We start from the raw sequence: 13833 nt of genomic DNA, 5'->3' as shown, positions 1-13833 counted from the left end.
ATAAATATTTTGTAAATTAATTAAGCAATTGATATTAATAAGTTATTATAGTGTATAATTAATATATAAATTAAAGCCTAGAGGTGAATGGAATGCAGTTTTTAGACATGTTTATAAGTACTATAAAAAGCATAAATGCTTTTTCTATATTAGATATTGCTGTGGTTTCGTATATTTTCTATAAGTTCTATATGCTGATGCATGAAACAAGAGCTGAACAGCTTTTAAAGGGAATTTTACTTATTGTTATTTTGATTCCTATAAGTAGTTTGCTTCACTTATCCACTTTAAATTGGATATTAAATAAAACAATAACTATTGGAGTACTTTCTTTTATAATTATATTTCAGCCAGAAATTAGAAAAGCTTTAGAACATATTGGAAGAAGTACTTTTACAGATAAACATCTTTTTGAAGATGAAATGATGATAGAAGAAGTAATAACGGAAATAACAAATGCAGTTGAAAATTTATCTAAAACTAGAACAGGAGCACTCATTTTAATGGAACAGACCACTGGGCTTGGGGATATAACTTCTACTGGAACTAAAATTGACGCTGCTGTTTCTTCTGCATTGCTGGAAAATATATTTGTGGTAAATACTCCTCTTCATGATGGAGCTACTGTAATTAAAAATGATAGAATTGTTGCAGCAGGCTGTTTTTTGCCACTTACAAGCAATGGAAATATAAATAAGCAATTGGGAACAAGACATAGAGCTGGAATAGGTATTTCTGAGGTTTCAGATGCTATAGTTATTATAGTATCCGAAGAAACTGGCGTTATATCTCTTGCAATAAATGGGAATCTGACCAGGTACTATACTAAAGAAAGACTTAAGGATATTTTAATAAGAATAATAAAAACTAGAAGCAATAAGAAAATTACATATAGAGAGAAGGTGAAGTCATGGTTCAGCAAAGAAGAAAACAGCTAGTTGTTAAAATATGCTGTATTATTGCAGCATTTGTTTTATGGCTAGTTACATCAAATGATGAAAACCTAAATGTAACCTACAAAATTTCTAATATTCCAATTGAAATTGTAAACGAGGATTTCTTAACTCAATCGGGACTAGTAATTTTACCTAATCAACAATTTACTACTTCATTAAAAATTACAGGAAAACCTTCAGACGTATATTCTGTTAAAGCTGATCAATTTAAAATAGTAGCAGATTTAAGTATTTATGCTTTAAAAAAAGGGGATAATAAAATTCCGATTAGTATAGTTAAGAGACCAAGTTCTGATATTAGTATTATTAATGATAATTCCATGTGGATTAATGTAAAAGTTGATAAATATATTGAAAAGACAATGCCTATAGTGGTAAAACTTAAAGGGAATTCTAAAAATGGATTTTCAGAAGGCAAACCTATAGTTAAACCTGAAAATGCAGTAGTTGGAGGGTCAGAACAATATATTAACAGCATGTCTCAAGTTGTAGCAGATGTGGATATTAGTAATCAAGATAAAAATTTGACCTTAAAAGTACCTTTAATTGCAACTGATGCAGCAGGGGTAGAAATAAAAGAATTAAAAGTAAATCCAAAGGTCGTTGATGTTGTTATACCTATTCAAAAGACTAAAGAGGTATCTATTAGTGTAAATACCACTGGAGATTTATCTAATGATTTTTTGCTAAAAGCTATAAATCTTTATAAAGAGAAGGTAATGATTACTGGGGAACCAAATGATTTAGTTTCTGTAAATACACTAGAAACTGAGCCTATAGACTTGAGCAAATTTAAAAGTGAAAAGTCTTATATCAAAGTAAAATTAAAGATTCCACCTAAAATAAAGTTAGTTGAAGATACAGACACTATTGATGGAGAAGTGCTGTTAGATAAAGTAATCCAGAAAAATCTAACCTTAGATATAGACAGTACTAATTTGGGAAATGGACTATCAGCTAGTTTAGATACAAAAACTGTTTCTATTGTAGCATCAGGATCCGAAACTGCAATAAGTCAGCTTTCTGCGGATAATATAAAGTGCTTTGTGAATTTGGATTCATTAGGCAAAGGTGAACACAATTTACCTATAAACCTAGAAGTACCATCAGATATAGATATAATTTCGCAAAATATTAAATTTGTAAAAGTAACTATTAAGGAGCAAGGGAATGGCAGTTAGAATAAACAATATTTCATTAGATATAAATGAAGACATAGATTTACTTAAGAAAAAGGTTGCAAAAAAATTAAGAATAGAAGAAAAGAATATAAAAAAGTTTAAAATTCTTAAAGAGTCAATAGATGCAAGAAAGAAAAATAATATTAAATTTATTTATAATATTGAAGTAAGTACTGAAAATGAAGAAAAGCTCGTAAAAAGAGCTAATGATAAAGATATAAAGATAGAAAAAGAACAATTAGTTGAAGAATTAATGCATGGAAGCAAAAAGCTTGAAAGTAGACCTATAATTGTAGGTATGGGACCTGCTGGTATGTTTTCAGCACTTAGATTAGCTGAGAAGGGTTATAAGCCTATAGTCGTAGAAAGAGGAGGTGCCGTTGAAGAAAGGACTAAAGCTGTAGAAGGCTTTTGGAAAACTGGTAAGCTAAACCTTGAATCCAATGTTCAGTTTGGAGAAGGGGGAGCAGGTACCTTTTCAGATGGTAAACTAACTACAAGAATTAAAGATATTAGATGTGATTATGTTCTTCAGGAATTTGTAAAGGCAGGAGCTCCAGAGGAAATAACATATATAGGCAAGCCACACATTGGAACAGATATATTAAAATCGGTAGTAAAGAACATTAGAGAAAAAATAATTGAGCTTGGAGGAGAAGTAAGATTTAACAGCAAGCTTGAAGATATTAAAATAAAGGATAATAAGATTTTCAGTATAATTGTAAATGGAGAAGAAATATCTTGTGGAGTATTAATATTAGCCCTAGGACATAGTGCTAGAGACACCTATGAAATGCTCTATAAAAGGGGAGTATTTATGTCCCCTAAGCCTTTTTCAATTGGCGTTCGAATAGAGCACTCCCAAAGAATCATTGATGAAAATCAATATGGAAAATACGCTGGACATCCAAGATTAAGAGCAGCAGATTATAGATTATCCTATACCAGTGAGAAAAATAATAGAGCAGTCTATAGCTTCTGTATGTGCCCAGGAGGAGATGTTGTAGCTGCAGCCTCTGAGGAAGGAAGACTTGTTACTAATGGAATGAGTTATTATGCTAGAGATAAGGAAAATGCCAATTCAGCTATTGTAGTAACAGTTGGAGAAAATGATTTTATTGGAAATACACCACTAAAGGGAATGGAATTCCAAAGACATTATGAATCACTTGCTTTCTCTTTAGGAGGAAATTATATAGCTCCGGTGCAATTAGTTGGGGATTTTTTAAAGGATAAACCTTCAGTAAGCTTAGGAAGTATAAAGCCTACATATAAACCAGGATATGCTTTTAGAGAACTAAAAGACTGTCTTCCAGAAGGAGTTATAAGTACGCTGAAGGAAGGACTTGTACAATTTGATAGGAAAATACCAGGATTTGCAAGTGATGATGTAGTTATGACTGGGATTGAAACTAGAACTTCTGCTCCAGTTAAAATAGAAAGAAATGAAAAATTTCAGAGCATTTCTACAGGTGGATTGTATCCAGCTGGAGAAGGTGCAGGTTTTGCTGGTGGTATTATTTCAGCAGCAGTTGATGGATTAAAAATTTCTGAGAGTATAATAAAAGAATATTTACCTCTATAGAGCGTTAATTAGTTATGTATAACCTAATGTATTTAAAAAAATTAAAATACGTTAGGTTATTATATTTACTAAATATTGAATGAATAAAATACAATTTATAAATTGGAGAAATTTTACTTGCAATTGCATATTTTAAAGTATAATTAATTTTGATTAATAATTAGTTTTGCGTTATAATATATTTAAACGATTACACTGACAATATTATACAATCTTTAATGCTATGAAATCAGGTGGAAATATGAGTAGGATAAGAGTGTTTACAGGACATTTTGGAAGTGGAAAAACAGAAATTGCAGTGAATTATGCCATAAATCTTGCTAAAAGTGGTAGTAAGGTTGCAATTGTTGATATGGATATTGTAAATCCATATTTTTGTGTAAGAGACATAAAAGACTATCTAGAGAAGGAAGGGATAAAAGTAATAAGTTCAAATCCTAAATTTTCAAATGCAGAGCTTATGGTGCTTCCGCCGGAGGTTCTTTCAGCATTTAATGATAAATCCTATGAAGTAGTTATCGATGTTGGAGGGGACGATGTAGGGGCTGTAGCTCTTGGACAATACAATAAATATTTTCAAGAAGAGCCTTATGATATGTATTTTGTTATAAACAATAATCGCCCAATGACAGAAGACTTTTTAAGCACAGAAGAATATATGATAAACATTGAAAAAGCTTCAAGACTTAAGATTACCCATTTAATATCGAATACTAATTTAAGCACTGAAACAAATGTACAAGATGTTTTGGATGGGGATAAAATAGTCAGTGAATTATCAAAACAATTAAATATTCCATATAGATACACAGTTATCACAAAAGATTTACAAGATGGAGTTAGGGGCAAAGTAGAAGGTGAATTATTTACAATCAATATTTATATGAAGAAACCGTGGGAGCAATAAGGTAACAAATTTATAACTGAATTGGGGGGATTTCTATGCCAAAGGTAACGTTTCAAGAAGAAAGGTGTAAAGGGTGTGGTCTTTGTTTAGAAATATGTCCTATGAGGATAATATCTTTTGGAGATAAATTGAATTTAAATGGATACCATCCAGCCACTATTGAAGAGGATAAAAAAAGTATGTGCATAGGATGTGCATCCTGTGCTAAGATATGTCCAGACTGTGCTATAACTGTTGAAAGGTAGGGGAATACTTATGAATAGAAGGATTTTAATGAAAGGAAATGAAGCGATTGGTGAAGCTGCAATTAAAGCAGGCTGCCAATGTTTTTTCGGTTATCCCATAACGCCTCAGACAGAAGTAGCAGCATATTTATCAAAAAGGATGCCTCAGGTTGGAAGAACATTTTTACAAGCTGAAAGTGAAGTTGCTGCTATAAATATGGTGTATGGCTGTTCAGGAACTGGAACCAGATGTATGACTTCATCTTCAAGTCCAGGAATTAGTTTAAAAGCGGAAGGTATTTCCTATATTGCAGCTGCAGAACTACCTTGTGTTATCATAAACATAGTAAGAGGGGGGCCAGGCCTTGGAGGAATTCAGCCTGCCCAATCTGATTACTTCCAAGCGACTAAAGGAGGAGGCCATGGAGATTATAGAATGCCGGTATATGCACCAGCATCTATTCAAGAAATGGTAGATTTAATTGGAGATGCCTTTGATGTAGCGGATATATATAGAACTCCATGTATGATTATGGGAGATGGGATGCTTGGACAAATGATGGAGCCTGTAGAGTTTAAAGAAAGAACAGAAAGGGAACTTCCTAGTAAAAAACAGTGGAAGGCTGCAGGGCTTAATGGCAGAAAAAAGCACAATATAATCAATACACTATTCCTAAAACCAGAAGAATTGGAGAAGCATAACTTAAAGCTTCAAGAAAAATATAGAGAATTAGAAAAAAAAGAAGTTAAGTACGAAGAGTATAAATGTGAAAGAGAGAATGACTTAATTATTGTGGCATATGGAACTACAGCTAGAGTATGCAAGAATGTAATTAAAGAGGCTGAAGAAGAGGGTATTAAGCTGGGGCTTATAAGACCAATAACCCTTTGGCCATTTCCAAAGGAAAGCTTCCAGAATACATTAAGTAAAACTAAACAGGGATATTTAACAGTAGAAATGAGTTGTGGTCAAATGGTAGAGGATGTAAGACTTTCTGTGGAAGGAATGAAACCGGTTGCCTTTTATGGAAGAACTGGAGGAATGGTACCTCATAAGGAAGACATTTTACAAAAGGTTAGAGAAATTCTTGGGGGTGAAAAATAATGACTGTTATATTTAAAAGACCAGAAGCTTTATTAGATGTACCAACTCATTATTGCCCAGGTTGTACTCATGGAATCATTCATAGATTAGTTGCAGAAGCTATTGATGACTTAGGAATATTAGATAAAACCATCGGGGTAGCTCCTGTAGGGTGTTCTGTATTAGCATATGATTACTTTGCATGCGATATGTTTCAAGCTGCTCATGGAAGGGCTCCAGCCGTTGCAACAGGTATTAAGAGAGCTGTACCAGACTCTGTAGTATTTACTTATCAGGGAGATGGAGATTTAGCAGCTATTGGAACATCAGAAATAATCCATGCTGCTACCAGAGGAGAAAAGCTTACCTCAATATTCGTAAATAACTGCATTTATGGTATGACAGGGGGACAAATGGCACCTACAACTCTTCCAGGTCAAGTAACTGAAACATCACCTTATGGAAGAGATACATCAATTGCAGGCTATCCAATAAGAGTTTCTGAGATGATAGCTACTCTAGATGGAGTATGCTATGTGGAACGTGTATCAGTAGATAATGTAAAAAATATAATGAAGGCTAAGAATGCTATTAAGAAAGCCTTCAAAAATCAAATAGAGGGAAAAGGTTTTTCTATAGTGGAAGTACTGTCCACTTGCCCCACAAATTGGGGACTGTCCCCAAATGAAGCCCTCAAGTGGCTTAGGGTAAATATGATGCCTTATTACACCCTTGGAGTTAAAAAGGATATAACTGAGGAGGTGGAGTAGTATGGTATTTCAAGAAATAATCTTTGCAGGTTTTGGAGGACAAGGAATATTATCTATGGGTAAGTTTTTAGCCCATGCAGCTATGGAGACCGATTTAAATGTATCTTGGCTTCCATCATATGGACCTGAAATGAGAGGGGGTACTTGTAACTGCGCAGTTACAATATCTGAAGAAGCTGTTGGTTCACCTATAGTTACAGAACCAAGTACAGTTTTAGTTATGAATAGACCATCCCTAGATAAGTTTGAGCCAATGGTAAGACCTGGGGGACTGCTTATCATGGACAGTAATCTTGTAGATAGGTTTCCTGTTAGAAGTGATATAGAGGTAATAGCTATTCCAGCACAAAAGGAAGCAGAGGAGATAGGAAAGAAGACTATTGCAAACATGGTACTTTTAGGAGCTCTAGTAAAAAGGACTGAAGTAGTATCAGAGGAAGCTTTACTTAAAGCACTAAAAGAACATGGAAGAGAAGAGTTTTATGAAATGAATAAAAAGGCCATTGAAAAAGGAATGGACTGTGTAAAATAATTTTAGTAGAAGAACATATAGACATGATTCTATACTCTATATGTTCTTTACAATTTATATTTGAATTAATTTATCTGTAGTAAGGGCATCCACAACAGCATCAACATCTGCAAAAGCGTTAGAGATTGCTGCTTCTCTCCCAACGGAAGGAATATCTACACCTTCCACAAGAATCTTTTTAAATTTCCGTATTCCTAGAAACTTAAATATATCTTCAACGTACTCTACTCCATGATTAATTTTACTGTTGAATATCTTTGGGTACACTCCTCCTGAGGATTGAATATATACCATGCTTCTTTCCTTGTCATCCAGTAGTCCCTGAACATCTTCGGGGGAAATCTTGATTACCTTGTTGTTAAGTATGATGCAATCAAAATATCTTTTAAGTCTTGAAGGAAAGCTGACACTCCACATAGGAGCCGCTATTACATAAGTATCTGCAGCTATAAATTGATCGCATAGGGCATTAATTCTGTCAACTTGCTTTTTATCTTGCTCAGATAAAGCATTATAGGCATCACCAGAAACAGTTTCTGCTCTGCCTGAAAATAATATATGGTTAACTTCAGGTATATCCTCTTTATATAAATCCAACTCTTCCATAACATATTCTTTATCTTCCTCTAAGAATCTATTAACAAATTGCCTTCCGACGGTCTTGCTTGTGGACATTTGTTCAGGTTTTGGATTAACCGTAATATACAATAGCTTTTTCAAAATAAACACCTCCTGTATGTAATAAATTTATTATTTCACTGTACACAATAAATAATGTAAAATGTTAATGAACAGATTAATTTTATTATTAAAGAGGTATATTTTTATGATGATATTGATTAAAAATGGAGAGGTTTATTCTCCTGAATATTTGGGTGAAAAGGATTTGTTCATATGTGGAAATAAAATAGAATATATTGGGGATAAAATACAGCTTCAAAAAGAATTACCCATTAAAATAATTGATGCAGCTAATAAATTGGTATTTCCAGGTTTTATAGATTCACATGTTCATATTTTAGGGGGAGGGGGAGAAGGAGGCTTTAAAACTAGGACACCAGAAATCTCTTATAAAGAAATAGTCAGGTCTGGGGTTACGACTGTTGTAGGATGCCTTGGAACTGACGGGATTACAAGGGATATGAAGGGGCTCTTAGCCAAAGCAAAGGCTCTAGAGGAAGAAGGAATAAGCACTTACATTTACACAGGTTCCTATAAAATACCTCCAAAGGCATTAATGAACAGTATAGAAGAGGATATAATGCTAATTGATAAAATAATAGGTGTAGGAGAAGTTGCATTATCAGACCATAGAGGTTCTCAACCACCAATTGAAAAGCTAATAGAATTAGCTTCAGAGGCAAGAAGGGCAGGAGTTCTTTCTAATAAAGCTGGAATTATAAATATCCATTTAGGAGATGGAAAAGAAAAATTAGACCATTTAAAGAGAACAGTAAGTGAAACAGAGATACCTATAACTCAATTTATACCGACCCATATAAATAGAAATGAGGAGCTTTTCAAAGAGGGAATAGAGTACGCAAGATCTGGAGGAAGAATAGATTTAACCACAAGCACAACCACAAAATTCCTAATGGAAGGGGAAGTAAAGTGCAGCAGAGGCTTAAAAAGACTTTTACAAAGTAATGTTCCTATAGAAAATATAAGTTTTTCCTCAGATGCTCAAGGAAGCCTCCCTATGTTTAATGAGTTGGGAGAATTTATTGGAAATGGTGTGGGCAGCATAAGTTCTTTATTTAAAGAAGTTAAGGATGCCATATTAGAAGAAAATATTGATATAGAAACTGCAATTAAAGTAATAACCTCAAATCCAGCCTCTAGTTTAAAATTAAAGGGAAAAGGAAGAATAGAGGAAGGCAAGGATGGAGATATAGTTATTTTAGATAAAGAGACTCTGGAGATTACAAATGTGATAGCTATGGGTAACATAGCAATTTAATATGGAAAAGGATATGTAATTCTAAGTATAAATTAGAACTATATATCCTTTAAATATTTAGCAGAATATAAAAATTAATATTTCACATTAAGAAATTTAAAGTAATAAATTAAAATAATTAATTTAATCAAAAATAAAATTAATTATTTTAATTTATATATTGATTTTATTAATTGAGTATACTATAATGATATTGTAGTTAGTTAGATAAATATGTAAACAAAGCATATTTTAACATGTTGTAGGAGGACGAGGATTTGGAATTTAATAAAGACATAGAAACAAAGCTAGAAGTAATTGATAGTGCTAGAGTAACTTCTAATATAGTTTTATTATTGCTGGGAAGATTAGTATCTTTATTTGGAAGTCAAATATATAACTTTGCTATTGGCTTATATGTATTGCAAAAAACAGGTTCTTCAGCTGCTTTTTCTATAACTCTTGTTTTTGGAATGCTTCCTAGAATACTATTTGGACCATTGGCAGGAGTAATTTCAGATAAGGTTGATAGAAAGAAGATAGTGGTGTTATCAGATATACTTAGTGGAACAATAGTTTTTGCACTTGCAGCTCTAGCAACTGCAGATGAACTTAGAGTATCATATATATACGCAGCAAACTTTTTATTAAATACCTGTAATACCTTCTTTGATATACCAATAAATGCATCTATCCCTAATATTGTAGATGATAAAAATTTAAACAGAGCAAATTCTTTAAATCAGACAGTATCTGCCATGGCACAAATATGTGGACCATTTTTAGGTGGAATTATATTTGTTCTTGTGGATATGAGATTATTTTTAATTATTAATGCTGCATCCTTTATGTTATCTGGAATCTCAGAAATGTTCATTGATTTTAATTTAAATAATACTGATAAGCAGGAAGAAAAGGAAGCAGAAGAGAAGAAACTATCTATAGGAATTATAAAAGAATTTAAAGAAGTTTTTAAGTTTCTTAAAACTAGAGAGCTATTGATTATAATTTTTGGGTTCTCATTGTTTTTAAATTTCTTTGTAGCCTTTGGAGTAACAGTGCCTTTTCCTTATATTATAAATAATGTAATCAAATTAATTCCTGAAAAGTATGGAATCTTAGAGGCAATGTTCCCTTTAGGAATGATGATAGGATCTATTGTAATGTCAATTTTTAAAGAAAAAGATAAAAAATATAAAAGCTTTATAGGGAGTATATTATTAGTTAGCACTGCAACTGCCTTGATGTCGCTACCTGTTATGCCTATATTTATGAATTTCAATAAAAATATTTATTTCGTTTATTACATGGTTTGCTTAGTTATATCAGGGGCATCTGTTATATATGCAAATATTCCTATTCAGTTGGTTATTCAAAGAGAAACACCAGACAGTATTAGAGGAAGAATATTTGCTTTATTAGAAACTTCATCATTAAGTATTTTTCCTTTAGGATTAATCTTATCTGGTTTATTGCTAGAAAGGATTCCTGTGTATATACTACCTTTATTATCAGGAGCAGTAATGATTTTTATTACTCTTGCAATGGGATTAAATAAAGAAATAAGAAAGATATAAGGTGAGGAAAAGAGGTGAAAAAATGGGATACAAGGTTTTAAGCAAATGTCCAGTATGCAGCTCCAATTTAAAAGTGACAAAACTGAAATGCAACAGGTGTGGAACAATTATAGAAAACGAGTTTGAACTATCAAAATTTGCCTACTTAACTAGTGAACAGCTTGAATTTGCAGAGGTATTTATTAAGTCTAGAGGAAACATCAAGGATGTGGAAAAAGAAATGGGCATATCCTATCCAACTGTAAGAGCTAAACTTGATGACGTAATTTTAGCTTTAGGATATTCCTTAAACAAAAAGCCTAAGGTTACAAATAAAGAGGTATTAGATATGCTGGAAAAGGGAGAGATTTCTCCAGAAGAGGCTTTAAAGGCATTGAAGGATGGAGATCTTCCAGAATAACTACTTATTATGAAATTAATTTAGTAATTAAAAAAATAATTTGGAGGTAATTTAAAATGAAAGAAGATATATCAAGAATATTAAAAATGGTTGAAGAAGGTAAAATTGATGCAGATAAGGCTACTGATTTAATATCAGCAATTAAAGAAAAGGAGAAGGATATCCTTACTACTCTTGATTTAACAAAAGGTAATAATGAAGATAGAATGTTAAAAGTTAAGGTAAGATCAATTAAAGGGGATAATGTGGATGTAAAGCTTCCTATTAAGTTTGTTAAGGCTATGCTTAATGCTAGTGGTAAAATACCAGGAATAGCTATGGGCACTGAAAATGGATTTAATTTTGATATGAAGGCCATAGCTGATGCTATTGATAATGACATAAACGGAAAGATAGTTGATGTTAAGAGTGCTAATGGTGATATTGTAGAAGTAATAATTGAATAGGGTGAAAATATGAGAGTGCATATTAAGACTACAGGAAAATTTAGATGTATAATACCCATGCCCTTGTGGATGTTAGGCTTTGCTTTGAAGTTAACTGCAAAATACGGAATGAATAAGTACATTCCAAAGGAACAAAGAATGTATATAGAAGCACTAGATTTTGAGGAATTAAATAAGGCTATAAAGGTTCTAAGCAAGTATAAAGGTATGGAGATAGTAAATGTTAATGCTTCAGATGGGACAAAAGTGAAGATAATATTGTAATCAGGGGAAATTTACTCATATTGTTATAATAAAAAATATGTAATATAATTAAAGGGAATGTGTATAAAACATATAAAGAGAGGGAACAAAATGAGTAGATTGTTTGGAACAGATGGAGTAAGAGGAATTGCCAATGAAGAGTTAACTGCAGAACTTGCATATAAGCTTGGAAGAGCTGGAGCCTTTGCTTTAACAGAAGGAGCTCATAAGCCTAAAATATTAGTTGGAATGGATACAAGAATTTCAGGGGATATGCTTGAAGCAGCATTAGTTTCAGGTATATTATCTATGGGAGCTGAAGCTGTCTGTATAGGAGTTGTACCTACCCCTGCCATTGCCTATCTTACAAGAAAGTATAAAGCAGATGCAGGAGTTGTAATTTCAGCTTCTCATAATCCTGTAGAATATAACGGAATCAAGTTTTTCAATGGAAATGGATACAAACTAAGTGACGAAATAGAAGATAAAATACAAGGGATAATAGAGAGTAATTTTGTAGGAGTTCCATCTCCAACAGGTGGAGACTTAGGAAGAAAAATTATAAATAACTTTGCTATAGAAGATTATATAGACTATGCCTTATCTACAATAGATGTAGATTTAAAAGGTATTAAGGTAGCCCTTGATTGTGCTAACGGAGCAGCATATAAGGCAGCAGTAGAAGGATTTAATAAGCTAGGGGCAAAAGTGTATGTTATAAATAATAATCCAGATGGAGTAAATATAAATGAAAAATGTGGTTCAACTCATCCAGAAGGATTAATGGAGTATGTTGTAAAAGAAGGCTGCGATTTGGGGCTAGCTTTTGATGGAGATGCAGATAGATGCCTTGCAGTAGATGAAAAAGGAAATCTAATTGATGGTGATTTTATAATGGCTATCTGTGGAAAGAATTTAAAAGAGCAAGGTAAATTAAAGGATGATATGGTAATAGTTACTGTTATGAGTAACCTTGGCTTAGATTTAGCCTTTAAGAATGAAAAAATATCCACTATAAAGACAAAAGTAGGAGATAGATATGTTCTTGAAGAAATGATTAAGGGTGACTATAAGCTGGGAGGAGAACAATCAGGGCATATTATTTTCTTGGATTATAACACTACTGGAGACGGTCTTGTAACTGGACTTCAAATTGCGTCAGTAGTTAAGAAGACTGGAAAGGCCCTTTCAGAGTTAGCAGCAATGATGACCAAGCTTCCTCAGGTTTTAGTGAATGCTAAGGTGCCTAACAATATGAAGGATATTCATGAAAAGGACGTAGAGATTGCTGCTGAAATAGCTAAAATTGAAGAAAAACTTGATGGTTGTGGAAGAGTTTTAATAAGACCTTCAGGAACTGAGCCTTTAGTTAGAGTAATGCTAGAAGGAAAGGATCAAGAGGAACTTAATAAAATTGCTCATAACCTAGCTAAGATGATTGAAGCAAAAGTTAATTAATAAAGGTTTTAGAGAAGTATCCAAAGATTTGGGTACTTCTTTTTGAATTGACTTTGTGATTCTTAACAAAATAGAGCTTTTTATCTACATATAAGCAAGGGACATGCTTATTGTCTTTAAACAAATAATAATATATAATTATATTACGGAATATATTGCGTAATATAATCAGTAAGATTTAGTGTATTTATAATATAGATATGAATATAATAAGAAGGAGGAATTCGAAAGTGGGTGTTACAATGGCGAAGCCAAGTATTACTAAAGAGCAAATAGTAAAATCTTCTGAAGCCTCAAAAAGATTTGGGCAAATTAGAAAAAAAGCTAAAGATGCTCCATTATATATAACTGATAATGGAAGTATTGATTCTGTTTTACTTGGATATGAATATTTTGAAAAGATGTATGGAAGGCTTATTGAATTAGAAGAGAAAGAGGAAGAGAGAATATTATCTAAGAGAATAAGTGATCTTGAAGACAATTCATCTTCGGCAGCTTCTTGGAGAGATGTTCGTCGTACAAGGTAATTAA

16 protein-coding genes are annotated in these 13833 nt (G+C 32.6%); 15 read left to right on the top strand and 1 reads right to left on the bottom strand.

All coding sequences use genetic code 11. The features are described 5' to 3' along the window. Positions 1-92: 92 nt before the first annotated feature. The 8 genes from cdaA to CLHOM_RS09545 all read left to right on the top strand — a co-directional run bounded on the left by cdaA (position 93) and on the right by CLHOM_RS09545 (position 7239). A complete protein-coding gene (gene cdaA, locus CLHOM_RS09580; RefSeq protein ID WP_052221477.1) occupies positions 93-938 on the top strand; it encodes a diadenylate cyclase CdaA in 846 nt (281 codons plus the stop codon). Continuing rightward, positions 911-2137 (top strand): CdaR family protein, encoded by a 1227-nt coding sequence (locus CLHOM_RS09575; protein ID WP_052221476.1) that lies wholly within the window; start codon positions 911-913, stop codon positions 2135-2137. Before cdaA ends, CLHOM_RS09575 begins: the two co-directional genes overlap by 28 nt. After that, positions 2127-3722, top strand: a complete 1596-nt coding sequence (locus tag CLHOM_RS09570) for an NAD(P)/FAD-dependent oxidoreductase (protein WP_052221475.1) — start codon at positions 2127-2129, stop codon at positions 3720-3722. The genes CLHOM_RS09575 and CLHOM_RS09570 overlap by 11 nt, the downstream gene beginning before the upstream one ends. A gap of 241 nt (positions 3723-3963) precedes the next feature. Then, entirely contained in the window at positions 3964-4629 is a 666-nt protein-coding gene (locus tag CLHOM_RS09565; protein ID WP_052221474.1) for a nucleotide-binding protein, read from the top strand. A 35-nt stretch (positions 4630-4664) separates the two neighbouring features. Beyond that, positions 4665-4874: an indolepyruvate ferredoxin oxidoreductase subunit alpha gene (locus CLHOM_RS09560; RefSeq protein WP_052221473.1), complete on the top strand. Its 210-nt coding sequence runs from the start codon at positions 4665-4667 to the stop codon at positions 4872-4874. A 10-nt stretch (positions 4875-4884) separates the two neighbouring features. After that, positions 4885-5958 carry a 3-methyl-2-oxobutanoate dehydrogenase subunit VorB gene (locus CLHOM_RS09555; protein ID WP_052221472.1) on the top strand — a complete coding sequence of 358 codons (1074 nt, stop codon included), beginning with the start codon at positions 4885-4887 and terminating at the stop codon, positions 5956-5958. Continuing rightward, positions 5958-6707, top strand: a complete 750-nt coding sequence (locus tag CLHOM_RS09550) for a thiamine pyrophosphate-dependent enzyme (protein ID WP_052221471.1) — start codon at positions 5958-5960, stop codon at positions 6705-6707. Before CLHOM_RS09555 ends, CLHOM_RS09550 begins: the two co-directional genes overlap by 1 nt. A 1-nt stretch (position 6708) precedes the next feature. Next, entirely contained in the window at positions 6709-7239 is a 531-nt protein-coding gene (locus CLHOM_RS09545; protein ID WP_052221470.1) for a 2-oxoacid:acceptor oxidoreductase family protein, read from the top strand. A 54-nt stretch (positions 7240-7293) separates the two neighbouring features. Here the strand turns inward: CLHOM_RS09545 and CLHOM_RS09540 are convergent, their stop codons facing one another. Next, entirely contained in the window at positions 7294-7959 is a 666-nt protein-coding gene (locus CLHOM_RS09540) for an FMN-dependent NADH-azoreductase (protein ID WP_052221469.1), read from the bottom strand. Between the two features lie 106 nt (positions 7960-8065). On the opposite strand from CLHOM_RS09540, the gene iadA reads away from it, so the two are divergent. From iadA to CLHOM_RS09505, 7 genes are all read left to right on the top strand, one after another. Further along, complete coding sequence (iadA, locus tag CLHOM_RS09535) at positions 8066-9199, top strand: beta-aspartyl-peptidase (protein WP_052221468.1); 1134 nt, start codon at positions 8066-8068, stop codon at positions 9197-9199. Positions 9200-9456: 257 nt separating this feature from the next. Further along, positions 9457-10755, top strand: coding sequence for an MFS transporter (locus tag CLHOM_RS09530; RefSeq protein ID WP_052221467.1), 1299 nt, complete (start codon positions 9457-9459; stop codon positions 10753-10755). 22 nt (positions 10756-10777) lie between these two features. Continuing rightward, positions 10778-11155, top strand: a complete 378-nt coding sequence (locus CLHOM_RS09525; protein ID WP_052221466.1) for a DUF2089 domain-containing protein — start codon at positions 10778-10780, stop codon at positions 11153-11155. 56 nt (positions 11156-11211) lie between these two features. After that, a complete protein-coding gene (locus tag CLHOM_RS09520) occupies positions 11212-11601 on the top strand; it encodes an SHOCT-like domain-containing protein (protein ID WP_052221465.1) in 390 nt (129 codons plus the stop codon). A gap of 9 nt (positions 11602-11610) precedes the next feature. Continuing rightward, positions 11611-11865: a hypothetical protein gene (locus CLHOM_RS09515; protein ID WP_052221464.1), complete on the top strand. Its 255-nt coding sequence runs from the start codon at positions 11611-11613 to the stop codon at positions 11863-11865. Positions 11866-11955: 90 nt separating this feature from the next. Continuing rightward, the gene (gene glmM / locus CLHOM_RS09510) at positions 11956-13302 is read left to right on the top strand and encodes a phosphoglucosamine mutase (protein WP_052221463.1); all 1347 of its coding nucleotides are present in this window, start codon (positions 11956-11958) and stop codon (positions 13300-13302) included. 230 nt (positions 13303-13532) lie between these two features. Further along, the gene (locus tag CLHOM_RS09505) at positions 13533-13829 is read left to right on the top strand and encodes a type II toxin-antitoxin system Phd/YefM family antitoxin (protein WP_052221462.1); all 297 of its coding nucleotides are present in this window, start codon (positions 13533-13535) and stop codon (positions 13827-13829) included. Positions 13830-13833: the final 4 nt, after the last annotated feature.

It is taken from the genome of Clostridium homopropionicum DSM 5847 (assembly GCF_001263795.1).
In the GTDB taxonomy this organism is placed as follows: Bacteria; Bacillota; Clostridia; order Clostridiales; family Clostridiaceae; genus Clostridium_H; species Clostridium_H homopropionicum.
The sequence above is the reverse complement of the archived record's forward strand: the minus strand, read 5'-3'. Positions and strand labels throughout refer to the sequence as shown.